Genomic DNA, 25432 nt, shown 5'->3' with positions numbered 1-25432 from the left:
CAACCACGTGTGGTGTCTGGCGAAACAGGGCTGGATAGCGACACGGCCTTAACTGAGGTTTCCCATGAAACAAGGTATCCACCCAAAATACGAAGAAGTTACTGCTAACTGCTCTTGCGGTAACGTGATGAAGATCCGCTCCACCGTGGGCCACGATCTGAACCTGGACGTTTGTGGCGCATGCCACCCGTTCTACACTGGCAAGCAGCGTGACGTTGCTACCGGTGGCCGCGTTGACCGCTTCAACAAGCGTTTCAGCGTACCAGGCGCTAAGAAATAAGATTTCTTATCGTCCGATGAAAAAGGCGCCTTTGGCGCCTTTTTTCGTTTCTGCCGCCGGCGTTCGCCGGGCGGTTCTCAATATTCCCAGGTATCGGGATCGACACCCAGTTCGCGCATCAACACTTTCGCGGCTTCCGGAATTTCATCGCTGCGCTCTTTGCGCAGGTCTTCATCGTTCGGCAGCGGCTGGCCGGTAAAGGCATGCAGAAACGCTTCGCACAGCAGTTCGCTGTTGGTGGCGTGGCGCAGGTTGTTCACCTGGCGACGGGTCCGTTCGTCGGTGAGGATTTTCAGGACCTTCAGCGGAATGGATACCGTGATCTTTTTGACTTGCTCGCTTTTTTTACCGTGTTCAGCGTAAGGGCTGACATACTCGCCGTTCCACTCAGCCATGGGACACCTTAACTTTGTCAGAAAAATTACAAAATTCTAAAAACCGGCCAATTATGCCCGATCTTCACTGTTCTCACTAAATAAATGTCAATTTTACGCGACCAGGGTCACTGAATGCCCCGCCTCGGCCAGGCATTGCGGCTTAACATCTTATCGTCATGTCATATCGGCATAATTTTAGCGGGTATTGTGCCATTGCTCAATCTATACGCAGAGAGGTTTAGATGTCCAGATGTATTGACGTCTATCAATCCTGCGATTACTCTTTAGGCCTCATTCACCGAACCGAGAGCCGAGCGAGCCCATGACGCGTAAACCAGCCACGATTGCCGTACGCAGCGGCCTGAACGACGACGAACAGTACGGCTGCGTTGTCCCGCCGATTCATCTGTCCAGCACCTATAACTTTACCGACTTCAACCAACCCCGAGCCCATGATTACTCGCGCCGCGGCAACCCGACGCGCGACGTGGTGCAACGCGCGTTGGCGGAGCTGGAAGGCGGCGCCGGCGCGGTGATGACCGGCAGCGGGATGTCGGCGATCCATCTGGTGACCACCGTGCTGCTGAAGCCCGGCGATCTGCTGGTGGCGCCGCACGACTGCTACGGCGGCAGCTATCGGTTGTTCGACAGCCTGAGCAAACGCGGTGCCTATCGCGTGCTGTTCGTCGATCAGGGTAATGAAGCCGCCCTGCAACAGGCGCTGGCGCAAAAGCCGAAGCTGGTGCTGATCGAAAGCCCCAGCAACCCGCTGCTGCGGGTGGTGGACATCGCGGCGATCTGCGCCGCCGCGCACGCGGCGGGCGCGTTGACGGTGGTGGACAACACCTTCCTCAGCCCGGCCCTGCAACAGCCGATCGAACTCGGTGCCGATCTGGTGGTCCATTCGTGCACCAAATACCTGAACGGGCATTCGGACGTGGTGGCCGGGGCGGTGATCGCTAAAGATCCCGAGCTGGCGGTCGAGCTGGTCTGGTGGGCGAACAACATCGGCGTGACCGGCGGCGCGTTTGACAGCTATCTTTTGCTGCGCGGTATGCGCACGCTGTCGCCGCGCATCAAGGCGGCGCAGCAAAACGCTGAAGCGATTGTTGACTATTTACAGCAGCAACCGTTGGTGAAAAAGCTGTATCATCCCTCCCTGCCGGAGAATCCGGGGCATGAGATCGCCCGCCGGCAGCAGCGCGGTTTCGGCGCGATGCTGAGTTTTGAACTGGACGGCGATGAAGCGGTGCTGCGCCGTTTTCTCTCTGCCCTTGAGCTGTTTACTCTGGCAGAATCGTTGGGCGGCGTAGAAAGCCTGATCTCGCATGCAGCGACCATGACCCACGCCGGCATGGCGGCGGAGGCGCGGGCAGCGGCCGGCATCTCCGAGAGCCTGCTGCGCATTTCCGTGGGTATTGAAGACAGTGAAGATTTGATTGCCGATCTGGAACGCGCTTTCCAGGCGGCGGCAACGAGGTAAGCATGAATGCAATTGCTGTAGCAGGGCCGGTGAGTGGGCGTCAACTGCACAAGTTTGGCGGCAGCAGTCTGGCGGATGTGAAGTGTTATCTGCGTGTGGCCGGGATTATGGCGGAATACAGCCAGCCGGGCGACATGATGGTGGTATCGGCCGCCGGCAGTACCACCAACCAGTTGATCAACTGGCTGAAGCTCAGCCAGAGCGATCGCCTGTCTGCGCACCAGGTGCAGCAGACGTTGCGTCGTTATCACAGCGATCTTATCAGCGGCCTGCTGCCGCCGGAAAGCGCCGAGCCGCTGATCGCCGAGTTCATTCAGGATCTGGAACGTCTGGCGGTGCTGCTGGACGGCAAAGTCGACGAGGTGTGCTATGCCGAAGTGGTCGGGCACGGCGAGATCTGGTCGGCGCGCCTGATGGCGGCGGTGCTCAACCACCTGGATATGCAGGCGGCCTGGCTGGATGCGCGTGACTTCCTGCGCGCCGAGCGCGCCGCGCAGCCGCAGGTAGATGAAGGCCGTTCTTATCCGCTGCTGCAGCAATTGTTGGCTCAACATCCGGGCAAGCGCCTGGTGGTGACCGGCTTCATTTCGCGCAACGACGCCGGGGAAACCGTGCTGTTGGGGCGTAACGGCAGCGACTACTCCGCCACTCAGGTCGGCGCGTTGGCCGGCGCGGCGCGCGTCACCATCTGGAGCGACGTGGCCGGGGTGTACAGCGCCGACCCGCGCAAGGTGAAAGACGCCTGCCTGCTGCCGCTGCTGCGCCTGGACGAAGCCAGCGAGCTGGCGCGCCTGGCGGCACCGGTGTTGCATACCCGCACCCTGCAGCCGGTCTCCGGCAGCGATATCGATCTTCAGCTGCGCTGCAGCTACCAGCCGGAGCAGGGCTCGACGCGCATCGAGCGCGTATTGGCGTCCGGCACCGGCGCCAAGATTGTCACCAGCCACGATGACGTGTGTCTGATTGAGCTGCACGTCGCCGCTCAGCATGACTTCAAACTGGCGCAGAAAGAGTTGGATCTGGTGCTCAAGCGCGCGCAGATCAAACCGCTGGCGGTGGGCATCCATCCTGATCGCAATCGGGTGCAGCTGTGCTATACCTCCGAGGTGGTCAACAGCGCGCTGGCGACCCTGCAGGCCTCGGCGCTGCCGGGTGAACTGCACCTGCGCGAAGGGTTGGCGCTGGTGGCGATGGTCGGCGCCGGGGTGTGCAAGAACCCGCTGCACAGCCACCGTTTCTATCAGCAGCTGAAAGATCAGCCGGTCGAATTTATCTGGCAGGCGGAAGATGGCATCAGCCTGGTGGCGGTATTGCGCCAGGGGCCGACCGCGCTGCTGATCCAGGGGCTGCACCAAAGCTTGTTCCGCGCCGAGAAGCGCATCGGTCTGGTGCTGTTCGGCAAGGGCAACATTGGGTCGCGCTGGCTGGAGCTGTTTGCCCGCGAGCAGACCAATATTTCCGCGCGCAGCGGCTTCGAATTTATCCTGGCGGGGGTGGTGGACAGCCGCCGCAGCCTGCTGAACTACGAAGGGCTGGACGCCAGCCGCGCATTGGCGTTCTTTGAGGACGAGGCGCAGGCGCTCGACGAAGAGTCGCTGTTCCTGTGGATGCGCGCGCACCCGTTCGACGATCTGGTGGTGCTCGACGTGACCGCCAGCGAAGAGCTGGCCGGGCAGTATCTGGATTTCGCCAGCTACGGTTTCCACGTGATCAGCGCCAACAAGCTGGCGGGAGCCTCGTGCAGCGATACCTATCGCCAAATTCGCGACGCCTTCGCCAAAACCGGCCGCCACTGGCTGTACAACGCCACCGTCGGCGCCGGTCTGCCGGTCAACCACACGGTGCGCGATCTGCGCGACAGCGGCGACAGCATTTTGGCGATCAGCGGCATTTTCTCCGGCACGCTTTCCTGGCTGTTCCTGCAGTATGACGGCACGGTGCCGTTCACCGAGCTGGTGGATCAGGCCTGGCAGCAGGGGCTGACCGAACCGGATCCGCGGGTCGATCTCTCCGGCCAGGACGTGATGCGCAAGCTGGTGATCCTGGCGCGCGAAGCGGGCTACGACATCGAACCTAACCAGGTGCGGGTCGAGTCGCTGGTGCCGGCGGGCTGCGAGCAGGGCTCCGTCGATCAGTTCTTCGAGAACGGCGAGGCGCTGAACCAGCAGATGCAGCAGCGCTTTGAGGCCGCCAGCGAAATGGGCCTGGTGCTGCGTCACGTGGCGCGTTTCGACGCCAACGGCAAGGCGCGGGTCGGCGTGGAGGCGGTGCGTCCTGAGCATCCGCTGGCCTCGTTGCTGCCGTGCGACAACGTGTTCGCCATCGAAAGCCGCTGGTATCGCGATAATCCGCTGGTGATCCGCGGGCCGGGCGCCGGCCGCGACGTAACCGCCGGAGCGATCCAGTCAGACCTTAACCGGTTGGCGCAGCTGCTTTAATCCTCTGCGGGCGCGGGTTCACCGCGCCCCTTTGCTTTTCCTGCCATACTTATCCCTGCCGCCGTCATGAAATTCCCTCGTTGAGCGGGTGAAGATTAATCATCTTATTCCCCTCATTTTCCTGTTGACTCTTTAGCCAACATGCGGCATTTTCTATCTAGACGTCTAAACGTATAGACGCTCATCAAGATGAAAAAAACAGTGATTGATAAGAGGTGAGCAGGGTATGAGTTTTTTCCACGCAAACCAGCGGGAAGCGCTGAATCAGAGTCTGGCGGAGTTGAACGGCCAGATTAACGTATCATTCGAGTTCTTCCCGCCGCGCACCAGCGAGATGGAAGAGACCCTGTGGCAGTCGATCGATCGTCTGAGCATCCTCAAACCCAAATTCGTTTCCGTCACCTACGGCGCCAACTCCGGCGAGCGCGATCGCACCCACAGCATCATCAAGGGGATCAAGGAGCGCACCGGCCTGGAGGCGGCGCCGCACCTGACCTGCATCGACGCCAGCCCGGCGCAGCTGCGCGACATCGCGGCCGATTATTGGAACAGCGGCATTCGCCATATCGTGGCGCTGCGCGGCGATCTGCCGCCGGGCGGCGGCAAGCCGGACATGTACGCGACCGATCTGGTGGCGCTGCTGAAAGACGTGGGCGACTTCGACATTTCCGTCGCTGCCTACCCGGAAGTGCACCCGGAGGCGAAGAGCGCCCAGGCCGACTTAATCAACCTGAAGCGCAAGATCGACGCCGGCGCCAGCCGCGCCATCACCCAGTTCTTCTTTGACGTCGAGAGCTACCTGCGCTTCCGCGACCGCTGCGTCGCCGCTGGTATCGACGTGGAAATCGTGCCGGGCATTCTGCCGGTGTCCAACTTCAAGCAGCTGCAGCGTTTCGCCACCATGACCAACGTGCGGGTGCCAAGCTGGATGACCAGCATGTTCGAAGGGCTGGACGACGATGCGGAGACCCGCAAAATGGTCGGCGCCAACATCGCCATGGACATGGTGAAGATCCTCAGCCGTGAAGGCGTGAAAGATTTCCATTTCTATACGCTGAACCGCGCCGAGATGAGCTACGCCATCTGCCACACGCTGGGCGTGCGCCCGGTGGCAGCCGCCTGACAGGCCTGTTCCATTGAAAAAGGGCGTCGCTTACTGCGGCGCCTTTTTTTTGTGGGGGAAGACAAGACATAAAAAAACGGCCCCGATAAACGGGGCCGCGATGAGGCTCGCTAGCCGGTGTTGCGCATCCCGGCGGCGACGCCGGCGATGGTGACCATCAGCGCCTGCTCGACGCGGGCGTCCGGCTGCTCCTGCTGGCGCGAACGGTGCAGCAGCTCGGCCTGCAAGACGTTCAGCGGGTCGGTATAAACGTTGCGCAGCGCGATGGATTCGGCGATCCACGGCAGGTCTTCCATCAGGTGCGCATCGTTGGCGATGGTCAGCACCACCTTGATGTCGCTTTCCAGCTGATCGCGCAGCTGTTGGCCCAGCGGCCACAGCGATTTATCCACCAGGCGCTGATCGTAGTATTCCGCCAGCCACAGGTCGGCCTTGGCGAACACCATTTCCAGCATGGCGATGCGGGTGGAGAAGAACGGCCAGTCGCGACACATCGCCTCCAGTTCCGCCTGTTTGCCGGCTTTCACCGCCTCCTGCAATCCGGCGCCGGCGCCGAGCCAGGCCGGCAGCATCAGGCGGTTCTGCGTCCAGGCGAAGATCCACGGAATGGCGCGCAGGCTTTCCACGCCGCCGTTCGGCTTGCGTTTGGCCGGGCGTGAGCCCAGTGGCAGTTTACCCAGCTCCAGCTCCGGCGTGGCAGCGCGGAAGTAAGGCACGAAGTCCGGGTTTTCACGCACGTAGCCGCGATACATCCGGCATGAGGTGTCTGACAGATCGTCCATCAGCGCCCGCCATTCTTTCTTCGGTTCCGGCGGCGGCAGCAGGTTGGCCTCGAGGATCGCGCCAGCATACAGCGCCAGGCTGCTGATGGTGACTTCCGGCAGGCCGAACTTGAAGCGGATCATCTCGCCCTGTTCGGTGACGCGCAGGCCGCCCTTGAGGCTGCCCGGCGGCTGCGACAGCAGCGCCGCATGCGCCGGCGCGCCGCCGCGGCCGATGGAGCCGCCGCGGCCGTGGAACAGCGTCAGCGCCACGCCGGCCTTTTCACAGGTTTTGATCAGCGCGTCCTGCGCGCGGTACTGCGCCCAGGAAGCGGCCATCACGCCGGCGTCTTTCGCCGAGTCGGAGTAGCCGATCATCACCATCTGTTTGCCCTGAATAAAGCCGCGATACCAGTCGATGTTCAGCAACTGAGTCATCACGTCGTCGGCGTTGTTCAGATCGTCGAGGGTTTCGAACAGCGGGGCGACCGGCAGCGCGAACGGGCAGCCGGCCTCTTTCAGCAGCAGGTGCACCGCCAGCACGTCGGAAGGCGTGCGCGCCATCGAAATCACGTAGGCAGCGATCGAGCCCTGCGGCGCTTCGGCGATCACCCGGCAGGTTTCCAGCACTTCCTGCGTGTCGGCGCTCGGTTGCCATTTCAGCGGCACCAGCGGGCGTTTGGAGTTCAGTTCGCGGATCAGGAACGCCTGTTTATCGGCTTCCGACCAGCTTTCATAGTCGCCCAGCCCCAGGTAGCGGGTCAGCTCGGCGATGGCCTCGGTATGGCGGGTGCTTTCCTGGCGCACGTCGATGCGCACCAGCGGCACGCCGAAGCAGCGCACGCGGCGCAGGGTATCCAGCAGTTGACCGTTGGCGATGATGCCCATGCCGCAGGCCTGCAGCGATTGGTAGCAGGCATACAGCGGCTCCCACAGCTGCTCGTTGTTCACCAGCAGGTCGTGCGGCTTCAGCACGCGTTCGCCTTTCAGGCGGCCTTCCAGATAGGCCTGGGAGCTCATCAGCTGGCTGCGCAGCTGCTTCATGATTTCGCGGTACGGTTCCTGCACTTCGTCACCGCCGGCGCGGGCGCGCAGCTCCGGGGTGCATTCGGTCATCGACAGCTCGGAGACCAGCACCTGGATATCGCGGGTGAACAGGTCGCAGGCTTTCCAGCGGCTGAGCAGCAGCACATGGCGGGTGATTTCGGCGGTCACGTTCGGGTTGCCGTCGCGGTCGCCGCCCATCCAGGAGGTGAAGCGCACCGGCACCGCTTCCGCCGGCAGGCTGTAATCGATGGAGTTTTCCAACTGTTCGTTGAACTCGCGCAGGAACGCCGGCACGCCTTCCCACAGGCTGTTTTCCACCACCGCGAAGCCCCATTTGGCTTCGTCGATCGGGGAAGGGCGATGTTTGCGAATTTCATCGGTGTGCCACGACTGGGCCACCAGCTGGCGCAGGCGGCGCATGATCTTGTTGCGCTCGTAGTCGGCCAGATCGTTGTGATCGAGCTGGCTGAGACAGGTGTTGACCTCCACCAGCTTGTGGATCAGGGTGCGGCGGGTGATCTCCGTCGGGTGCGCCGTCAGCACCAGCTCGATGGAAAGTTGCGACACCGCGTGCTGCAGCTCTTTGTCGCTGAGCTTTTTGTCTTTGAGACGGCTGAACAGCTGCGCCAGCGCTTCCGGGTTGCTGGCGGCTTCGCCGTTGGGCGAAATGCTGTGGTACTGCTCGGCGACGTTGGTCAGGTTGAGGAACTGGCTGAAGGCGCGCGCCACCGGCAGCAGCTCGTCGTTGGACAGGTTCTGCAGGGTGGAGAGCAGCTCCTGGCGATGCGCTTCGTTGCCGGCGCGTGAGGATTTGGAAAGCTTACGGATGGTCTCAACGCGATCGAGAATATGCTCGCCCAGCGCTTCTTTGATGGTATCGCCGAGCAATTTGCCGAGCATACTGACATTACTGCGCATTGCCGAATATTGTTCGTTCATATAACCCCTGACCCAGTTCTGTATGATTTTTATCTTGTAAATAAATTTCACGCGTCAGGCGCAGACCGCCTGCCTGATCCCATCGCGTTCCTGTCCAATCGTCAATTGACACTATTTTTAGCAAAAAAACATCAAAATCGGCGCATTTTCTGAAATTTAATTACGCCACATCGGTTATCAGCGTGGCTTATTTCGCCGCTTTCTACTTATTTTGAGTTAGGGGAAGCATAGCGCGTTTCCCCTGTTAAATGTCAGGTTTACTGCCGGCAAAAGTGATTGACCAGCTGGCCCAGCAGTTTGCGCGTCGGTTCGATAAACGCGGTGTCGATGTATTCGTCCGGCTGGTGGGCCTGATCGATGGAACCGGGGCCGAGCACCAACGTCGGGCAGACCTGCTGCACGAACGGCGCTTCGGTGCAGTAGTTGACCACCTGCGTGCGGGTGCCCAGCAGCTCCTCGATCACCGCCACCATGCGGTGGTTGGTCGGGCATTCGTAACCCGGCACCGACGCGTGCAGCTCTTCGATGGTCAGGCGGCCCGGCCAGCGTTGGCTCACCGGCTCCAATGCCTGATGCATCAGCTCGTTGATGTTGTCGAGCGTCATGCCGGGCAGCGGGCGGATATCCAGGTGCAGCTCGCAGCAGGCGCAGATGCGGTTGGCCGCGTCGCCGCCGCTGATATGGCCGAAGTTCATGGTGGGATAAGGCACGGCGAACGCCGGATTGTTGTAGCGCTCCTGCAGGGTTTTGCGCAGCTCCATCAGGCGGCCGATGGATTCGTGCATCAGATCGATGGCGTTGACGCCGCGCGCCGGATCGCTGGAGTGGCCGGACTGGCCGACGATGCGAATGGCGTTGGCCATGTGACCCTTGTGCGCGCGCACCGGCTGCAGCGAGGTCGGTTCGCCGATGATGGCGAAATCCGGACGAATGGCGGTGGAAGCGGCGAAATAACGCGCGCCGGCCATCGTCGTTTCTTCATCTGCGGTAGCCAGAATGTACAGCGGCTTGGTCAATTTGCTCGCGTCGATGTCGCGCACCGCATCCAGAATAAAGGCGAAAAAGCCTTTCATGTCGGCGGTGCCCAGGCCGTAGAGCTTGTTGTCGTGCTCGGTCAGGATGAAGGGATCGCGCGTCCAGCGGCCTTCGTCGTAAGGCACCGTATCGGTATGGCCGGCCAGCAGCAGGCCACCGCTGCCTTCGCCGATGCTGGCCAGCAAGTTGAATTTGTGGCGCGATTCCGGCACCGGCTGTACGTCGACGCGAAAGCCCAGGTCGGCAAACCAGCCGGCCAGCAAGTTGATTAACGCCTCATTGCTCTGATCGAGGCCGGCATCGGTGGCGCTGATTGACTTCGTTGCGATCAACGCCCGGTACAGCTCAATAAATGGAGGTAATTTCATCTTCACTGTTGACAGCCTTTGGTTAGGATAGTATCAATATTCATGCATTTATTTTGAATAAAAATACAGTAAGCCGACGCGTAAGGGAACCCGATACCCGGATGTTTATAAAAGCATCAACGCCAGGCTCCGTGGGTGAACGGCGCAACAACGCTGGCTAGCCCTGTTACCTGGGTCGCAAGCGACCGCACGTCAGTTTAGAAGGTGAAAGGCCACATGTTGAATACGCTGATCGTTGGTGCCAGCGGTTACGCCGGAGCGGAGCTCACGGCTTACCTGAATCGCCACCCACACATGAACATAACCGCTTTAGCGGTTTCAGCGCAAAGTGCAGATGCAGGAAAGTTGCTTTCCGATCTCCATCCCCAGTTGAAAGGCATCGTCGATCTGCCGCTGCAGCCGTTGACCGACGTCGCCAAGGCGGCGCAGGGCATCGACGTGGTGTTCCTCGCCACCGCTCATGAAGTCAGCCACGATATCGCACCGGCCTTCCTGGCGGCGGGCTGCGTGGTGTTCGACCTGTCGGGCGCCTTCCGCGTGCAGGACGCCGATTTTTATAGCCAGTACTACGGTTTCGAGCATCAGCATGGCGCCCTGCTGGAGCAGGCGGTGTACGGCCTGGCGGAATGGCAGAGCGACAAGATTAAACAGGCGCAGCTGATTGCCGTGCCGGGCTGTTACCCGACGGCGGCGCAGCTGGCGCTGAAACCGTTGATCGAAAAACAGCTGCTGAACCTCGACCAGTGGCCGGTGATTAACGCCACCAGCGGCGTCAGCGGCGCCGGGCGCAAGGCCAGCATGACCACCAGCTTCTGCGAAGTGAGCCTGCAGCCGTACGGTATTTTCACCCACCGGCACCAGCCGGAGATCGCCGCGCACCTGGGCGTGCCGGTCATCTTTACGCCGCACCTGGGCAACTTCCCGCGCGGCATCCTTGAAACCATCACCTGCCGCCTGAAGGCCGGCGTGACCGCGCAGGACGTGGCCGCCGCCTATCACGCCGCCTATGACGACAAGCCGCTGGTGCGGCTGTACGACCAGGGCGTGCCGGCGCTGAAAGCGGTGGTGGGGCTGCCGTTCTGCGACATCGGTTTTGCGGTGCAGGGCGAGCATCTGATCGCCGTGGCGGTGGAAGACAACCTGCTGAAAGGCGCGGCGGCACAGGCGGTGCAATGCCTGAATATCCGTTTCGGCTTCCCGGAAACCCAGTCACTCCTTTAAACCAGCGTGAGTAAACAGCAATGAACCCGTTAATTATCAAGTTAGGTGGCGTGTTATTAGACAGTGAAGAAGCGCTGGAGCGTCTGTTTACCGCGCTGGACAGCTACCGGCAGCAGCATCAGCGCCCGCTGGTGATCGTGCACGGCGGCGGCTGCGTGGTGGACGAACTGATGAAGCAGCTCTCTTTGCCGGTGGTGAAAAAGAACGGCCTGCGGGTCACGCCAGCCGATCAGATCGACATCATCACCGGCGCGCTGGCCGGCACCGCCAACAAAACGCTGCTGGCGTGGGCGATTAAACACCAAATCAACGCCGTCGGCCTGAGCCTGGCGGACGGCGGCAGCGCAGTCGTGACCCCGCTCGATCCGGCATTGGGCCATGTCGGCAACGCGCAGCCCGGTTCCCCCGCGCTGCTCAATACCCTGCTGAGCGCCGGCTACCTGCCGGTTGTCAGCTCCATCGGCATCACCGCCGATGGGCAGTTAATGAACGTGAACGCCGATCAGGCGGCGACGGCGCTGGCGGCGACGCTGGGGGCGGATCTGATCCTGCTGTCGGACGTCAGCGGCATCCTCGACGGCAAGGGGCAACGCATTGCGGAAATGACGGCGCAAAAAGCGGAACAACTGATCGCGCAAGGCATTATCACCGATGGTATGGTGGTGAAGGTGAATGCGGCGCTCGACGCAGCCCGCACCCTCGGCCGCCCGGTGGATATCGCCAGCTGGCGCCATGCGGATCAGCTTCCCGCTTTGTTTAACGGCGTGTCGATTGGCACCCGGATCCTCGCTTAATTTTAGAATTAGAAAGGAATAGATCATGCAAAACCAAGGCATCAAAAAAATCGTTCTGGCGTACTCCGGCGGCCTGGATACCTCGGCCATCATTCCATGGCTGAAAGAGAACTACGGCGGCTGTGAAGTGGTGGCGTTCGTGGCGGACATCGGTCAGGAGCGCAGCGATCTGGAAGGCGTGGAGCAAAAAGCCCTGCAGTCCGGTGCCTCTGAATGTCACGTGGTCGATCTGCGTGAAGAATTTATCCGCGATTACGTTTATCCGGTGCTGCAGACCGGTGCCCTGTACGAGGGCAGCTACCTGCTGGGCACCTCGATGGCGCGGCCGATCATCGCCAAGGCGCAGGTCGAGCTGGCGTTGAAAGTGGGCGCCGACGCGCTGTGCCACGGTGCGACCGGCAAAGGCAACGATCAGGTGCGTTTCGAGACCACCTACACCGCGCTGGCGCCGCAGCTGAAGGTGGTGGCGCCGTGGCGTGAGTGGAATCTGCGTTCCCGTGAAGCGCTGCTGGATTACCTGAAAGAGCGCAACATCCCGACCACCGCGTCGCTGGAGAAGATCTACAGCCGCGATGAAAACGCCTGGCACATCTCCACCGAAGGCGGCGTGCTGGAAAGCCCGTGGAATGCGCCGAACAAAGATTGCTGGGTGTGGACCGTCGATCCGCAGGAAGCGCCGAACCAGCCTGAGCAGGTGACCGTGACCGTTGAGAAAGGCCGCGTCGTGGCGGTTAACGGTAAAGCGCTGTCGCCGTACCAGTGCCTGGAAACCCTGAACGCGCTGGGCGCCAAACACGGCGTCGGCCGTATCGACATCGTGGAAAACCGCCTGGTGGGCATCAAATCCCGCGGCTGCTATGAAACCCCGGGGGGCACCATCATGGTGGCAGCGCTGCGCGCCGTCGAGCAGCTGGTGCTGGACCGCGACAGCTTCAAATGGCGCGAGCAGCTGGGCCTGGAGATGTCTTATGTGGTGTACGACGGCCGCTGGTTTGCGCCGCTGCGCCGTTCGCTGCAGGCTTCCGCCGAGGCGCTGGCTGAAGAGGTGAACGGTGAAGTCGTGCTGCAGCTGTACAAAGGCCAGGTGACGGCGACCCAGAAAAAATCCGCCAACAGCCTGTACTCCGAAGAGTTCGCCACCTTCGGCGAAGACGAAGTTTACGATCACAGCCACGCGGGCGGCTTTATCCGCCTGTTCTCTCTGTCTTCACGCATCCGCGCGTTGAACGAGAAAAAGAATAAATAATCGATTGGCGTGACTCTGCAAGGGCGCAGCATGCTGCGCCCTTTCGCATAAAAATTCAGGAGTAAGATATGGCACTTTGGGGCGGACGGTTCACTCAGGCGGCGGATCAGCGGTTCAAGCAACTCAACGATTCGCTGCGGTTCGATTATCGCCTGGCGGAGCAGGATATCGTGGGCTCGGTGGCCTGGTCGAAGGCGCTGGTGACCGTTAACGTGTTGACGGCAACGGAGCAACAGCAGCTGGAGCAGGCGCTGAATGCGCTACTGACGGAGGTCCAGGCCGATCCTTTGGCGATCGTCCAAAGCGATGCCGAAGACATCCACAGCTGGGTGGAGCAGAAGCTGATCGAGAAGGTCGGCGATTTGGGCAAGAAGCTGCACACCGGCCGCAGCCGCAACGATCAGGTCGCGACCGATCTGAAGCTGTGGTGCAAACAGCAAGTCGGCGATCTGCATCAGGCGATCGTCCAGCTGCAGCAGGCGCTGGTGGAAACCGCCGAAGCCAACCAGGATGCGGTGATGCCGGGGTATACCCACCTGCAACGCGCGCAGCCGGTGACTTTCGCGCACTGGTGCCTGGCCTATGTCGAGATGCTGGCGCGCGATGAGAGCCGCCTGCAGGATACCCTGAAACGGCTGGACGTCAGCCCGCTGGGCAGCGGCGCGCTGGCCGGCACCGCTTATCCTATCGATCGCGAGCAGTTGGCCGGCTGGCTGGGCTTCGCCTCGGCGACCCGCAACAGCCTGGACAGCGTATCCGATCGCGATCACGTGCTGGAGCTGCTGTCCAATGCTGCCATCAGCATGGTGCACCTGTCGCGCTTCGCCGAAGACCTGATCTTCTTCAACAGCGGTGAAGCGGCGTTTGTCGAGCTGTCCGACCGCGTGACCTCCGGCTCTTCGCTGATGCCGCAGAAGAAAAACCCGGACGCGCTGGAGCTGATCCGCGGTAAGTGCGGCCGCGTACAGGGCGCGCTGACCGGCATGATGATGACGCTGAAAGGCTTGCCGCTGGCGTATAACAAAGACATGCAGGAAGACAAAGAAGGGCTGTTCGACGCGCTCGACACCTGGATGGACTGCCTGCAGATGGCGGCGCTGGTGCTGGACGGCATCCAGGTGAAACGCCCGCGCTGCCAGGAAGCGGCGGAGCAGGGCTATGCCAATGCCACCGAACTGGCGGATTACCTGGTCGCCAAGGGCGTGCCGTTCCGCGAAGCGCACCATATCGTCGGCGAGGCGGTGGTAGAAGCGATTCGCCAGGGCAAACCGCTGGAAGCGTTGCCGCTGACGGACTTGCAGCAGTTCAGCGCGACGATCGGCGACGATGTTTACCCGATCCTGGCCTTGCAATCCTGCCTGGACAAACGTGCGGCCAAAGGCGGCGTCGCGCCGCAGCAGGTGGCCGCGGCAATCGCCGCAGCGAAACAGCGTTTGGCTTGACGACGACAAGGGCGGCCCGGTGCCGCCCTTGAACCTCTACCCCGCCAGGCGTGCGCACAGATAACGGTTCAAGCTCACGCCTTCCTCCATCGCGCCGATCGCCAGCCGCCGATGCTGTTCCGGCGTCATGCGCAACACCAGTTTTCCGCTGAAGTTCTTTTCCGCCAGCGCCTGCGGCGGCGTTTCGCCTTGCGCCAACATATCGGCGATCGTTTCGCTCACCACTTTTTCGATACCCTCCAGCGCGCCGTTACGCGTGGCGGCCAGCCAGGAAAGCGAGGGGAATTCGGCGCACAGCCCGACATATTCACGATCATCCGCTGACCAGGTGATGCGATAGGTATAGTGTTCATGCTTTGCCATGTTCTTCCTCCATTCTGGCTCCCTTCTTTATTCTAGTATCGTTATTGGTATCACTTCAGTGTCGAAGCATAAAAAATGAGCGCAGAAGGGCCGTGAGGCAAGAGGAGGGAGGAAAATGTGGAAAGTGCTGCGAAAAAAAACCGGGCCTGAAGGCCCGGTGGGGATGAGCGGAGAATGAGAGGTTATTCGCCCGGGCAGCGCTGGCAGCGCTCGATTTCGGTCGCGCCGAGTTTGAGTTTCGCCTGCAGGTCACGCAGCGCGGTGCGCAAGCCTTCCTCGATCACCGGGTGATAGAACGGCATGTCCAGCATCTGATCGACGGTCATCTGTTGCTGATGCGCCCAGGCCAACAGGTGCGCGATGTGCTCGGCGTCCGGGCCGATCATTTCCGCGCCGAGGAAACGGCCGGTGCCTTGCTCGCCGTAGACGTGCAGAATGCCTTTGTTGCGCAGCATCACCCGCGAGCGGCCCTGATTCTCAAACGAGACCTTGCCCACTTCAAAGCAGCCGCAGGCGCTGAACTTCTCGCTCAGCTCGCGGAAGGTTGAGCCGACCATGGCGATCTGCGGATCGGAGAACACCACTGAAATCGCGCTGCGGCGCAGGCCCGGATTGATCTCCGGGAAGCTGCCGGCGTTGGCGCCGGCGATGCGCGCCTGATCGCTGGCCTCATGCAGCAGCGGCAGCTGGTTGCTGGCGTCGCCGGCGATGAAAATATGCGGCACGCTGGTTTGCATCGTCAGGCGGTCGGCCAACGGCACGCCTCGGGCGTCGAGCTGTAAGCCGGTGTTTTCGAGGCCCAGCCGATCGACGTTGGGGCGGCGACCGGTGGCGGCCAGCACGTAGTCCACCAGGATCTCCTGCGGTTGGCCCTGCAGATCCCGATAGCGGATAAATACGCGGTCGCCTTCGCGCTGCATCATCTCTACCTTCACGTCGGCGTCGAGATAGAACTCTTCCCCCAGCGCGTTGGCGGCGTAGTCGCGCACGGCGCTGTCGGTCAGCGGCCCGACCGCGCCGCCGATGCCGAAGACCTTGGTGTCGACGCCGAGGCGGTGCAGCGCTTGCCCCAGCTCGAGCCCGATGACGCCGGGGCCGAACACCGCTACGGACTGCGGCAAATCATCCCAGTTGAACAGATCGTCGTTGACGATCAGACGATCGCCCAGTTCGTTCCACGGCGCCGGCCAGCTGGGGCGGGAACCGGTGGCGATCACAATGCGCTGCGCCACGATGCGCGTATGCTCGTCGACCTGCAGCGTGTTGTCGTCGATAAAGCGGGCATAGCCCTGAATTTTGTCGCCGGCCGGGATCTCGTCCACGCCTTCCAGCACGAAGCCGACGAAGCGATCGCGTTCGCGTTTGACGCGCGCCATCACTTCGCGCCCGTCGATGCGGGTTGTACCGGTTGGGTGCACGCCAAAGCCCGGCGCGCGTTCGATTTGATGCACCGCTTCGGCGGCGGCGATCAGCAACTTGGATGGCATGCAGCCAACGCGCGCACAGGTGGTGCCGTAAGGCCCGCCTTCGATCATCACCACGCTGGGGGTAGACAGTTTGGCCGCGCGATAGGCGCTGAGCCCTGCGGTGCCGCCGCCGATGACCGCAACATCAACGTTCAACAGTTTCATATCCGCTCCTGAAAGGTAAAAAAAGGGCGGGCCGTAGCCCGCCAAAGTTCACGTTGGCTTTGTTATTACTTATTAAGCTGACAGGAAAGTTTCCAGATCGTCGCTGCCGCCGATGTGACGGCCGCCGATGAACACTTGCGGCACCGTGGCGCGGCCGCTGACGGCGCGCAGGCTGACGGTGGTGGCGTCTTTGCCCAGTACGATCTCTTCATACTGAATGCCGCGCTCTTGCAGCATCTGCTTGGCTTTGGCGCAGAATGGGCAGCCCGGCTTGGTAAACAGGGAGACCGATTCCTGCACTTTGAATTCCGGCGCCAGGTATTTCAGCATGGTGTCGGCGTCGGACACTTCAAACGGGTCGCCCGGCTTGTTCGGTTCGACGAACATTTTCTCGACCACGCCGTCGCGCACCAGCATCGAGTAGCGCCATGAACGCGGGCCAAAGCCCAGATCCGCTTTCTCGACCAGCATGTTCATGCCTTTGGTGAATTCACCGTTGCCGTCCGGCACGAAGGTGATGTTTTCCGCATGTTGATCGGCTTTCCAGGCGTTCATCACGAAGGTATCGTTCACCGAGACGCACAGAATGCCGTCGACGCCGTGCTGCTTGAATACGCTGGACAGTTCGTTGTAGCGCGGCAAATGGCTCGAAGAACAGGTTGGCGTAAATGCGCCCGGCAGCGAGAACACGATAACGGTTTTGTTTTTGAACAGGTCATCAGTGGTCACATCAATCCATTGGTCGCCCTGACGGGTGTGGAAAGTAACCTGAGGAACTTTCTTGCCTTCTTGACTGGTAAACATTGATTAACCCCTTAATTAGCAAAATTAATTTTTAGCATTTAGCGCGATATCGCTTCGTTGGGACACATTATTGTCGCTGGGGGTTGATAGATCTAATCGCTCATTGCTATCTTATCTATCGCCATGAGCTATCATGGAATGGAGGGAAACAATGAATATTCGTGATTTAGAGTATCTGGTCGCCTTGGCCGAGCACCGGCACTTCCGCCGCGCGGCCGATTCATGCCATGTAAGCCAACCCACGCTGAGCGGGCAGATCCGCAAGCTGGAAGACGAGTTGGGCGTCATGCTGCTCGAGCGCACCAGCCGCAAGGTGCTGTTCACCCAGGCGGGTCTGCTGCTGGTGGAGCAGGCGCGTACCGTGCTGCGCGAAGTGAAAGTATTGAAGGAGATGGCCAGCCAGCAGGGCGAAGCCATGTCCGGGCCGCTGCACATCGGCCTGATCCCGACCGTGGGGCCTTATCTGCTGCCGCAGATCATCCCGACGCTGCACAAAACCTTCCCGAAACTGGAAATGTACCTGCACGAAGCGCAAACCCAGCAACTGCTGGCGCAACTCGACAGCGGCAAACTGGACTGCGCCATTCTGGCATTGGTGAAGGAAACCGAGGCGTTTATCGAAGTGCCTCTGTTCGATGAACCGATGAAGCTGGCGGTGTATTCCGATCACCCGTGGGCGCAGCGCGAGCGCGTGGCGATGCCGGATTTGGCGGGAGAGAAGCTGCTGATGCTGGAGGATGGCCACTGCCTGCGCGATCAGGCGATGGGCTTCTGCTTCCAGGCGGGCGCGGACGAAGATACTCACTTCCGCGCCACCAGTCTGGAAACGCTGCGCAATATGGTCGCGGCCGGCAGCGGCATTACCCTGCTGCCGTCACTGGCGGTGCCGCCGCAGCGCGAACGCGACGGCGTCTGCTATCTGGACTGCTACAAGCCGGAACCGAAGCGCACCATCGCGTTGGTGTATCGCCCCGGTTCCCCACTGCGCAGCCGTTATGAGCAGTTGGCTGAAGCGATCCGCGAGCACATGCAGGGCTACATCGACAACGCGTTAAAACAGGCGGTTTAAGCCGTTAAGCGCCGCCACCCGGTAGGCTTCGGCCATGGTCGGATAGTTGAAGGTTGTATTAACGAAATACTCGATAGTATTGCCTTCACCTTTCTGTTCCATGATCGCCTGACCGATGTGGATGATCTCCGCCGCACGCTCGCCGAAGCAGTGGATCCCGAGGATCTGCAGGGTGTCGCGATGGAACAGGATCTTCAGGCTGCCGACGTTCATCCCGGCGATCTGCGCGCGCGCCAGATGCTTGAACTGGGCGCGGCCCACTTCATACGGCACCTTCATCGCCGTCAGTTCCTGCTCGGTTTTGCCGACGGAGCTGATTTCCGGAATGGTGTAGATGCCGGTCGGGATATCTTCGATTAGGTGGCCGCTGGCCTCGCCGGAAGCGATCGCCTGCGCGGCGATGCGGCCCTGATCGTAGGCGGCGGAAGCCAGGCTCGGATAGCCGATCACGTCACCGACCGCATAGATGTGCGACAGCGCGGTTTGGTACATGCTGTTCACCTTCAGCAGCCCGCGGCTGTCCGATTCCAGGCCGACGTTTTCCAACCCCAGCGAATCGGTGTTGCCGGTACGGCCGTTGGCGTACAGCAGGCAGTCCGCTTTCACCTTCTTGCCGGACTTCAGGTGCACGATCACGCCGTCTTCGGTGCCTTCAATCTTCTCGAACTCCTCGTTGTGGCGGATCACCACGCCGTTGTTCCAGAAGTGATAAGAGAGCGAATCCGACATCTCCTGATCGAGGAATGCCAGCAGGCGATCGCGGGTGTTGATCAGATCGACCTTGACGTTCAGACCGCGGAAGATAGACGCGTATTCGCAGCCGATCACCCCGGCGCCATAAATGATCACGTGGCGCGGTTCATGGCTCAGCTCGAGAATGGAGTCGCTGTCGTAGATGCGCGGGTGATTGAAATCGACGCTGGCCGGGTGATAAGGGCGCGAGCCGCAGGCGATCACGATGTGGTCGGCGCGGATGGTGTCCTGGGTGCCGTCCATGTAGCTGACGCTGACGGTGTTGGCGTCGATGAAGCGCGCGTCGCCGGCGAACAGTTTGCACTGGTTCCGCTCATAGAACCCTTGGCGCATGCGGGTTTGCTGGCTGATGACGTTATCGGCGTGGCGTAAAATGTCAGGGAAGGTCGCGCTGAGCGTGCGCGAGTTGTTGTAAAGCGGGTTCTGGTTGAATTCGATAATGCGGCTGACGGCGTGGCGGAGGGCTTTGGAAGGGATGGTGCCCCAGTGGGTACATCCGCCGCCTACGTTGTTGTACCGCTCGATAACGGCCACGCGGGCGCCCTGTTTCACCAGCCCCATGGCGGCACCTTCACCACCAGGGCCCGAGCCAATCACAATGGCATCAAATTGATAGTGCTGTTGCATGTAGGAGAGACCTGTTTTTTATACAAGATTACAACGGTATCTTAACATCATAGCGCTGCTCACCCAATCACCATTAGGCTTTTTGAGGCAAAGCACAATCGGCTCAGGGCGGAAGTGTGATAGAGCGCGTTAGTATAAATGCTGTTGCAATAAAATTTGCTATATTGCCGAGTCTAGGGCGTTAGACTGAGAGAATGGAACCTATCCGGATATGCATATGGGCGTCAGAGCACAACAAAAAGAACGGACTCGTCGTTCCCTGATCGAAGCCGCATTCAGCCAGCTGAGCGCCGAACGCAGCTTCGCCAGCCTGAGCCTGCGGGAAGTTTCACGCGAGGCGGGCATCGCGCCCACATCGTTTTACCGCCATTTCCGCGATGTGGATGAGCTGGGGCTGACCATGGTGGACGAAAGCGGCCTGATGCTGCGTCAGTTGATGCGCCAGGCGCGCCAACGCATCGCCAAGGGCGGCAGCGTGATCCGCACCTCGGTGTCCACCTTTATGGAATTTATCGGCAACAACCCGAATGCCTTCCGTCTGCTGTTGCGCGAGCGTTCCGGTACGTCGGCGGCATTCCGTGCGGCGGTAGCGCGCGAGATCCAGCATTTCATCGCCGAACTGGCGGACTACCTCGAGTTGGAAAACCACATGCCGCGCAGCTTTACCGAAGCGCAGGCGGAAGCGATGGTCACCATCGTGTTCAGCGCCGGCGCGGAAGCGCTGGATATCGACGTCGAGCAGCGGCAGCAGCTGGAAGAACGGCTGGTGCTGCAGCTGCGGATGATCTCCAAAGGGGCGTATTACTGGTATCGCCGCGAACAAGAAAAAGCTTCTGTGTCCCACGTATAAAAAAGGTAAAAAATGATGGAAAAACCAGGCCGTGAAAATGGCACCTTACTGCTGGCGTTGATTGCCGGCCTTTCGATCAACGGTTCGTTTGCCGCGCTGTTCAGCTCGGTGGTGCCGTTTTCGATCTTCCCGCTGATCGCGTTGGTGCTGGCGGTGTACTGCCTGCATCAGCGTTACCTGAACCGCGCTATGCCGGACGGCATGCCGAAGCTGGCGGCGGCCTGCTTCCTGCTGGGGCTGCTGATGTACAGCGCCATCGTGCGCGCCGAATACCCGCAGATCGGTTCCAACTTCCTGCCGTCGGTGATCTGCGTGGCGTTGGTGCTGTGGATCGGGATGAAACTGAAGGCGCGCAAGGCGCCGGATGCGCCGACTCAAGAGTCGTAATGAAACGGGGCGCCATGATGGCGCCCCTGTCGTATCAGCGGTGCTTTTCCAGCAACACGCCGCATTCCATGTGATGGGTATACGGGAACTGATCGAACAGCGCCAGGCGGCTGACCCGGTGCGTGGCCTGCAGCGTTTCCAGGTTGGCGCACAGCGTTTCCGGATTGCATGAGATATAGAGAATGCGCGGATAGGCCTGCACCATCTTCACCGTTTCCTCGTCCAGCCCGCTGCGCGGCGGATCGACGAAAATCGTCTCGCAGTTGTAACCGCTCAGATCGATGCCCTTCAATCGGTTGAATTCGCGCACCCCGTTCATCGCCTGAGTGAAGTCTTCCGCCGCCATGCGGATGATCTGCACATTGTCGATATGGTTGGCAGCGATGTTGTATTGCGCCGCCGCCACCGACGGTTTGGCGATCTCGGTCGCCAGCACGCGCTCGAAATTGCGCGCCAGCGCCAGCGAGAAGTTGCCGTTGCCGCAATACAGCTCCAGCAAATCGCCTTTGGAACCGGCGGTCACCGCCAGCGCCCATTCCAGCATCTGCACGTTCATGGCCGCGTTGGGCTGAGTAAAGCTGTTTTCCACCTGGCGGTAGATCATGTCGCGGCCGGCGACCGGCAGTACTTCGTCAACATAATCCTGGTCGAGCATGATTTTGGTCTTCGACGCCCGGCCGATCAGCTGCAGGTCGAAACCCTGCGCGCGCAGATCGTCACGTAGCTGCTCTGCGCGCCGTTGCCAAACGTCATCCAGCTTGCGGTGGTACAGCAGCGAGGCGATGATTTTGCCGCTTTGCGTCGACAGATAATCGATCTGGAACAGCTTGTGACGCAGGATCGGTTCCGGTTTCAGCGCGGCGATCAGGGCGCTCATCAGGCGGTTGATCAGTTCGCTGGCGGCCGGGAACCGATCGACGCGAATACGCTGCTTGGTCTGCTGATCGAACATGATGTGGTACATGTCGTCCGCGTCGTGCCAGATGCGGAATTCGGCGCGCATGCGGTAGTGGTCGACTGGCGAGCGGAACACTTCCGGCTCGGGCGCCGCGAACGGTGACATCAACGTCTTCAGGCGGGCGACTTTCTCCGCCAGTTGGTCATCGTAACGTTCAATAGGCAAATTCTCGGGCGTCATGTGTGTCTTCTCGTCAGGCAAATTTGATCAGCGGGGATTGTAGGGAATCAGCCCGTGAAGTCCAGTTTTGTCGCGTTTATTATTTGTAACATTAGTAGCAGTCTAGACATCTATTTTCATTGATCGTAGCATTGCCGTCCGGCCTCAAGCAGCGAGTGAAAAGGGAATCCGGTGTGAATCCGGAGCTGACGCGCAGCGGTAAGGGGAAGTCACGGCGATAGCGTTTCGACGCAGACACTGTCCATTGCAGGATGGGAAGTCATCGCCCGTTGCCGGTCGCGCCCCGCGGCCTGCAAATCCCAAGCCCGAAGACCTGCCGGTGTTACGTCGCAATGTCCGTGGCCGTCGCGAACTACCGGCCATGATCCTGCGGCATCCGCCAATTAAGTTTGGATGCTTTTCTCATGACAATTACAAAAAATACGCTGCTGGCGGTGGTTTCCTCCGTCACGGCTTTTTCTGGATGGGCGCAAGACAACACCACAACCACGAATGGCGATAACCTGGTGGTGACCGCCAACCGCTTCCCGCAGCCGGTTTCTTCCGTGCTGGCGCCGACTTCCATCGTCACCCGCAACGATATCGATCGCTGGCAGGCCAAGAGCCTGACCGACGTGATGCGCCGCCTGCCGGGCGTGGATGTTGGCCAGAACGGCGGGCTGGGGCAAAAGAGCTCGCTGTTTATTCGTGGCACCAACTCCAGCCACGTGCTGGTGCTAATTGACGGCATTCGCCTTAACCAGGCGGGCGTCAGCGGCTCTTCCGATCTTAGCCAAATCCCAATTTCGCTGGTGCAGAAAGTCGAATACATCCGCGGCCCGCGTTCGGCGGTGTACGGCTCCGACGCCATCGGCGGCGTGGTCAACATCATTACCACCCGCGAAAAGAACGGCACGACGCTTTCCGCCGGCCTCGGCTCCAACGGCTATCAATCCTATGACGCGTCGACCCAACAGCAGCTGGGCGACAGCACCGTGGCGACGGTGGCAGGGAATTACACTTATACCAAAGGGTATGACGTGGTGGCCTATGGCAGTACCGGTATGCAAAGCCAGCAGGATCGCGATGGCTTTATGAGTAAATCACTGTATGGTGCGCTTGAGCATCAGTTCAGCGAATCGGTCAGCGGTTTTGTACGTGGATATGGCTACGATAACCGCACGGCGTACGATAGTTACTATTCCTCTCCGGCCAGCTCTCTGCTAGATACTCGCAAGCTGTACAGCCAAACCTGGGATACCGGATTGCGTTATAAAGAAGGCATTTACGCAACACAATTGACCGGCAGCTACAGCCATAGCAAGGATTACGATTACGATCCTCGCCGCGGTATGCATGACAGCTCGGCCAGCCTGGTGGATTCCGAACAGTACAACCTGCAGTGGGGCAATACGCTGCAGGTTGGACAGGGTACCGTAAGCTCTGGCGTCGACTGGCAGCAACAGAAAATCAAACCGGACTCCACCACCGTAAAGGGTGAAAAAAGCCAACGTGATGCAGGCATCTATCTGACCGCGCAGCAACTGGTTGGCCCGGTGACGCTGGAAGGCGCGGTTCGGGGTGACGATCATTCCGAGTTTGGCTGGCACGGCACCTGGCAAACCAGCGCGGCCTGGGAGTTCGTCGAGGGATACCGTTTTATCGCGTCGTATGGCACGGCGTTCAAAGCACCCAATATGAGCCAGCTATACGGCAACTTTGGCAATAACACCGATCTGAAGCCGGAAGAAAGCAAGCAGTGGGAAGGCGGTTTTGAAGGGCTGACAGGGCCGGTGACCTGGCGCATCTCCGGTTATCGCAACGACATCGACAATTTGATCGATTCCACGGGGGAAACCAACTACGTCTATTACAACGTGGGTAAGGCGACCATCAAAGGGATTGAAGCGACGGCGTCTTTTGATACCGGCCCGCTGACGCACCAGATTGGTTACGATTATGTCGACCCGCGCAACGCAAAAACTCACGAAGTGCTGCTGCGCCGCGCCAAACAGCAGGTGAAATATGAGCTGGACTGGCAGCTGTATGACTTTGACTGGGCGGTGACTTATCAATATCTGGGTCAACGTTATGACAAGGACTACAGTACCTATCCGGAGCAGAGCGTGAAACTCGGCGGCGTGAGCCTGTGGGATCTCGCAGTTTCGTATCCGGTCACATCTCATCTGACAGTTCGTGGTAGAATTGCCAACCTGTTTGATAAAGATTATGAGACGGCCTATGGCTACGCTACTCCAGGAAGAGAATACTACCTCACTGGAAGCTATACCTTCTAACAGCACCGCCACACCTCGCCCGACGGTGCTGGTTTTCGATTCCGGCGTCGGCGGGCTGTCGGTATATCAGGAGATTCGGCAGTTGCTGCCGGATCTCCACTATATATACGCTTTCGACAACGTGGCGTTCCCCTACGGTGAGAAGTCCGAAGAGTTTATCGTTGAGCGCGTGGTGGAGATTGTCGGCGCAGTGCAGCAGCGGCATCCTCTGGCGATTGTCGTCATTGCCTGCAATACCGCCAGCACCGTTTCCTTGCCGGCTCTGCGCGAGCGTTTCAGCTTCCCGGTCGTGGGCGTGGTGCCCGCCATCAAGCCTGCCGCCCGTCTTACCGTTAACGGCATCGTCGGCCTGTTGGCGACCCGTGGCACCGTACAGCGCAGCTACACCCACGAACTGATTTCCCGTTTCGCTACCGACTGCAAGATTGAACTGCTGGGCTCTTCAGAGCTGGTGGAGTTGGCGGAGGCCAAGCTGCACGGCGAAGCCGTGCCGTTGCCGGTACTGAAGAAGATCCTGCATCCGTGGCTGAGCATGCGCGAGCCGCCGGATACCGTCGTGCTGGGCTGCACCCATTTCCCTCTATTAGCTGAAGAGCTGATGCAGGTGTTGCCGGAAGGCACCCGGCTGGTGGATTCCGGCGCGGCGATTGCCCGTCGTACCGCCTGGCTCATCTCGACGCAGGAAAATCTGGTCTCGAGCCAGGAAGAGAATCTGGCCTATTGCATGGCGTTGAATGAAGATACTGACGCTTTATTGCCCGTTTTGCAGAGCTACGGCTTTAAATCGTTGAAAAAACTGCCGCTTTAACGGTGTTTTGGTTAAACATTCAACGGTCGGAAAAAATATTGAAAATAGGGGTTGCGGCCTGCCGAGAACTCCCTATAATGCGCCTCCACTGACCGGGAACAACGACTGACAAGCCGCCGGGTCAGCGAGAAGACAGCGAAATAAACGCTTGACTCTCCGGGCTAAAAGCGTA

Annotated in this window: 21 protein-coding genes and 1 riboswitch; of the genes, 13 read left to right on the top strand and 8 right to left on the bottom strand. The window is 60.2% G+C overall.

The window, feature by feature from the left end; all coding sequences use genetic code 11:
• The first annotated feature begins 64 nt into the window (after nt 1–64).
• Nucleotides 65–280 (top strand): 50S ribosomal protein L31, encoded by a 216-nt coding sequence (rpmE, locus tag ACK3CV_RS24305; RefSeq protein WP_004931078.1) that lies wholly within the window; start codon nt 65–67, stop codon nt 278–280.
• A 77-nt stretch (nt 281–357) separates the two neighbouring features.
• Here the strand turns inward: rpmE and metJ are convergent, their stop codons facing one another.
• Entirely contained in the window at nt 358–675 is a 318-nt protein-coding gene (gene metJ, locus ACK3CV_RS24300; protein ID WP_006317756.1) for a met regulon transcriptional regulator MetJ, read from the bottom strand.
• A gap of 304 nt (nt 676–979) precedes the next feature.
• Between metJ and metB the strand changes: the two genes are divergently transcribed.
• From metB to metF, 3 genes are all read left to right on the top strand, one after another.
• Nucleotides 980–2140, top strand: a complete 1161-nt coding sequence (gene metB / locus ACK3CV_RS24295; protein ID WP_041037511.1) for a cystathionine gamma-synthase — start codon at nt 980–982, stop codon at nt 2138–2140.
• Nucleotides 2141–2142: 2 nt separating this feature from the next.
• On the top strand, nt 2143–4578 hold the full coding sequence (locus tag ACK3CV_RS24290; protein ID WP_041037513.1) for a bifunctional aspartate kinase/homoserine dehydrogenase II: 2436 nt from the start codon (nt 2143–2145) through the stop codon (nt 4576–4578).
• 226 nt (nt 4579–4804) lie between these two features.
• The gene (gene metF / locus ACK3CV_RS24285; RefSeq protein WP_033636430.1) at nt 4805–5701 is read left to right on the top strand and encodes a methylenetetrahydrofolate reductase; all 897 of its coding nucleotides are present in this window, start codon (nt 4805–4807) and stop codon (nt 5699–5701) included.
• Between the two features lie 110 nt (nt 5702–5811).
• On the opposite strand, the gene ppc is transcribed toward metF, so the two are convergent.
• Both ppc and argE read right to left on the bottom strand, forming a co-directional pair.
• A complete protein-coding gene (gene ppc / locus ACK3CV_RS24280; RefSeq protein WP_033638623.1) occupies nt 5812–8448 on the bottom strand; it encodes a phosphoenolpyruvate carboxylase in 2637 nt (878 codons plus the stop codon).
• A gap of 257 nt (nt 8449–8705) precedes the next feature.
• Nucleotides 8706–9851 carry an acetylornithine deacetylase gene (gene argE, locus ACK3CV_RS24275; RefSeq protein WP_489009908.1) on the bottom strand — a complete coding sequence of 382 codons (1146 nt, stop codon included), beginning with the start codon at nt 9849–9851 and terminating at the stop codon, nt 8706–8708.
• A 216-nt stretch (nt 9852–10067) separates the two neighbouring features.
• Here argE and argC point away from each other — a divergent pair, with 216 nt between their 5' ends.
• From argC to argH, 4 genes are all read left to right on the top strand, one after another.
• Entirely contained in the window at nt 10068–11072 is a 1005-nt protein-coding gene (argC, locus tag ACK3CV_RS24270; protein WP_033636428.1) for an N-acetyl-gamma-glutamyl-phosphate reductase, read from the top strand.
• Nucleotides 11073–11092: 20 nt separating this feature from the next.
• Nucleotides 11093–11866 carry an acetylglutamate kinase gene (gene argB, locus ACK3CV_RS24265; RefSeq protein WP_033636427.1) on the top strand — a complete coding sequence of 258 codons (774 nt, stop codon included), beginning with the start codon at nt 11093–11095 and terminating at the stop codon, nt 11864–11866.
• 25 nt (nt 11867–11891) lie between these two features.
• Complete coding sequence (locus ACK3CV_RS24260; RefSeq protein ID WP_103799363.1) at nt 11892–13112, top strand: argininosuccinate synthase; 1221 nt, start codon at nt 11892–11894, stop codon at nt 13110–13112.
• Nucleotides 13113–13180: 68 nt separating this feature from the next.
• On the top strand, nt 13181–14554 hold the full coding sequence (gene argH, locus ACK3CV_RS24255) for an argininosuccinate lyase (RefSeq protein WP_041037518.1): 1374 nt from the start codon (nt 13181–13183) through the stop codon (nt 14552–14554).
• Nucleotides 14555–14590: 36 nt separating this feature from the next.
• Here the strand turns inward: argH and ACK3CV_RS24250 are convergent, their stop codons facing one another.
• The 3 genes from ACK3CV_RS24250 to ACK3CV_RS24240 all read right to left on the bottom strand — a co-directional run bounded on the left by ACK3CV_RS24250 (nt 14591) and on the right by ACK3CV_RS24240 (nt 17352).
• Nucleotides 14591–14917, bottom strand: a complete 327-nt coding sequence (locus tag ACK3CV_RS24250) for a type II toxin-antitoxin system HicB family antitoxin (protein WP_164040072.1) — start codon at nt 14915–14917, stop codon at nt 14591–14593.
• Nucleotides 14918–15099: 182 nt separating this feature from the next.
• The gene (locus tag ACK3CV_RS24245; protein WP_164040074.1) at nt 15100–16548 is read right to left on the bottom strand and encodes a dihydrolipoyl dehydrogenase; all 1449 of its coding nucleotides are present in this window, start codon (nt 16546–16548) and stop codon (nt 15100–15102) included.
• Nucleotides 16549–16620: 72 nt separating this feature from the next.
• The gene (locus ACK3CV_RS24240; protein WP_019452251.1) at nt 16621–17352 is read right to left on the bottom strand and encodes a glutathione peroxidase; all 732 of its coding nucleotides are present in this window, start codon (nt 17350–17352) and stop codon (nt 16621–16623) included.
• A gap of 151 nt (nt 17353–17503) precedes the next feature.
• Here ACK3CV_RS24240 and oxyR point away from each other — a divergent pair, with 151 nt between their 5' ends.
• Complete coding sequence (oxyR, locus tag ACK3CV_RS24235) at nt 17504–18421, top strand: DNA-binding transcriptional regulator OxyR (RefSeq protein ID WP_033636422.1); 918 nt, start codon at nt 17504–17506, stop codon at nt 18419–18421.
• Here oxyR and sthA read toward each other — a convergent pair.
• Nucleotides 18404–19801: a Si-specific NAD(P)(+) transhydrogenase gene (sthA, locus tag ACK3CV_RS24230; RefSeq protein WP_004931047.1), complete on the bottom strand. Its 1398-nt coding sequence runs from the start codon at nt 19799–19801 to the stop codon at nt 18404–18406. The genes oxyR and sthA overlap by 18 nt on opposite strands.
• 217 nt (nt 19802–20018) lie before the next feature.
• Here sthA and fabR point away from each other — a divergent pair, with 217 nt between their 5' ends.
• Nucleotides 20019–20651 carry an HTH-type transcriptional repressor FabR gene (fabR, locus tag ACK3CV_RS24225; RefSeq protein ID WP_004931044.1) on the top strand — a complete coding sequence of 211 codons (633 nt, stop codon included), beginning with the start codon at nt 20019–20021 and terminating at the stop codon, nt 20649–20651.
• A 15-nt stretch (nt 20652–20666) separates the two neighbouring features.
• Complete coding sequence (locus ACK3CV_RS24220) at nt 20667–21038, top strand: YijD family membrane protein (RefSeq protein ID WP_033649905.1); 372 nt, start codon at nt 20667–20669, stop codon at nt 21036–21038.
• Between the two features lie 34 nt (nt 21039–21072).
• Here ACK3CV_RS24220 and trmA read toward each other — a convergent pair whose 3' ends face one another.
• Nucleotides 21073–22176 carry a tRNA (uridine(54)-C5)-methyltransferase TrmA gene (trmA, locus tag ACK3CV_RS24215; protein ID WP_033636420.1) on the bottom strand — a complete coding sequence of 368 codons (1104 nt, stop codon included), beginning with the start codon at nt 22174–22176 and terminating at the stop codon, nt 21073–21075.
• Nucleotides 22177–22291: 115 nt separating this feature from the next.
• A riboswitch (cobalamin riboswitch) is annotated at nt 22292–22511 on the top strand.
• Between the two features lie 69 nt (nt 22512–22580).
• Between trmA and btuB the strand changes: the two genes are divergently transcribed.
• On the top strand, nt 22581–24452 hold the full coding sequence (btuB, locus tag ACK3CV_RS24210) for a TonB-dependent vitamin B12 receptor BtuB (RefSeq protein WP_161727131.1): 1872 nt from the start codon (nt 22581–22583) through the stop codon (nt 24450–24452).
• Nucleotides 24397–25260, top strand: a complete 864-nt coding sequence (gene murI / locus ACK3CV_RS24205) for a glutamate racemase (protein WP_033636418.1) — start codon at nt 24397–24399, stop codon at nt 25258–25260. The genes btuB and murI overlap by 56 nt, the downstream gene beginning before the upstream one ends.
• Nucleotides 25261–25432 lie beyond the last annotated feature (172 nt).

Source organism: Serratia sp. TSO36 (assembly GCF_057808395.1).
Note: the sequence above shows the minus strand (reverse complement) of the source record. Positions and strands in the feature narration are given on the sequence as shown.

Excerpts from the sequence above, each read along its gene's own strand:
- rpmE (WP_004931078.1), top strand. The coding sequence starts at position 65 with ATGAAACAAGGTATCCACCCAAAATACGAAGAAGTTACTGCTAACTGC.
- metJ (WP_006317756.1), bottom strand. The coding sequence starts at position 675 with ATGGCTGAGTGGAACGGCGAGTATGTCAGCCCTTACGCTGAACACGGT.
- metB (WP_041037511.1), top strand. The coding sequence starts at position 980 with ATGACGCGTAAACCAGCCACGATTGCCGTACGCAGCGGCCTGAACGAC.
- ACK3CV_RS24290 (WP_041037513.1), top strand. The coding sequence starts at position 2,143 with ATGAATGCAATTGCTGTAGCAGGGCCGGTGAGTGGGCGTCAACTGCAC.
- metF (WP_033636430.1), top strand. The coding sequence starts at position 4,805 with ATGAGTTTTTTCCACGCAAACCAGCGGGAAGCGCTGAATCAGAGTCTG.
- ppc (WP_033638623.1), bottom strand. The coding sequence starts at position 8,448 with ATGAACGAACAATATTCGGCAATGCGCAGTAATGTCAGTATGCTCGGC.
- argE (WP_489009908.1), bottom strand. The coding sequence starts at position 9,851 with ATGAAATTACCTCCATTTATTGAGCTGTACCGGGCGTTGATCGCAACG.
- argC (WP_033636428.1), top strand. The coding sequence starts at position 10,068 with ATGTTGAATACGCTGATCGTTGGTGCCAGCGGTTACGCCGGAGCGGAG.
- argB (WP_033636427.1), top strand. The coding sequence starts at position 11,093 with ATGAACCCGTTAATTATCAAGTTAGGTGGCGTGTTATTAGACAGTGAA.
- ACK3CV_RS24260 (WP_103799363.1), top strand. The coding sequence starts at position 11,892 with ATGCAAAACCAAGGCATCAAAAAAATCGTTCTGGCGTACTCCGGCGGC.
- argH (WP_041037518.1), top strand. The coding sequence starts at position 13,181 with ATGGCACTTTGGGGCGGACGGTTCACTCAGGCGGCGGATCAGCGGTTC.
- ACK3CV_RS24250 (WP_164040072.1), bottom strand. The coding sequence starts at position 14,917 with ATGGCAAAGCATGAACACTATACCTATCGCATCACCTGGTCAGCGGAT.
- ACK3CV_RS24245 (WP_164040074.1), bottom strand. The coding sequence starts at position 16,548 with ATGAAACTGTTGAACGTTGATGTTGCGGTCATCGGCGGCGGCACCGCA.
- ACK3CV_RS24240 (WP_019452251.1), bottom strand. The coding sequence starts at position 17,352 with ATGTTTACCAGTCAAGAAGGCAAGAAAGTTCCTCAGGTTACTTTCCAC.
- oxyR (WP_033636422.1), top strand. The coding sequence starts at position 17,504 with ATGAATATTCGTGATTTAGAGTATCTGGTCGCCTTGGCCGAGCACCGG.
- sthA (WP_004931047.1), bottom strand. The coding sequence starts at position 19,801 with ATGCAACAGCACTATCAATTTGATGCCATTGTGATTGGCTCGGGCCCT.
- fabR (WP_004931044.1), top strand. The coding sequence starts at position 20,019 with ATGGGCGTCAGAGCACAACAAAAAGAACGGACTCGTCGTTCCCTGATC.
- ACK3CV_RS24220 (WP_033649905.1), top strand. The coding sequence starts at position 20,667 with ATGGAAAAACCAGGCCGTGAAAATGGCACCTTACTGCTGGCGTTGATT.
- trmA (WP_033636420.1), bottom strand. The coding sequence starts at position 22,176 with ATGACGCCCGAGAATTTGCCTATTGAACGTTACGATGACCAACTGGCG.
- btuB (WP_161727131.1), top strand. The coding sequence starts at position 22,581 with ATGACAATTACAAAAAATACGCTGCTGGCGGTGGTTTCCTCCGTCACG.
- murI (WP_033636418.1), top strand. The coding sequence starts at position 24,397 with ATGGCTACGCTACTCCAGGAAGAGAATACTACCTCACTGGAAGCTATA.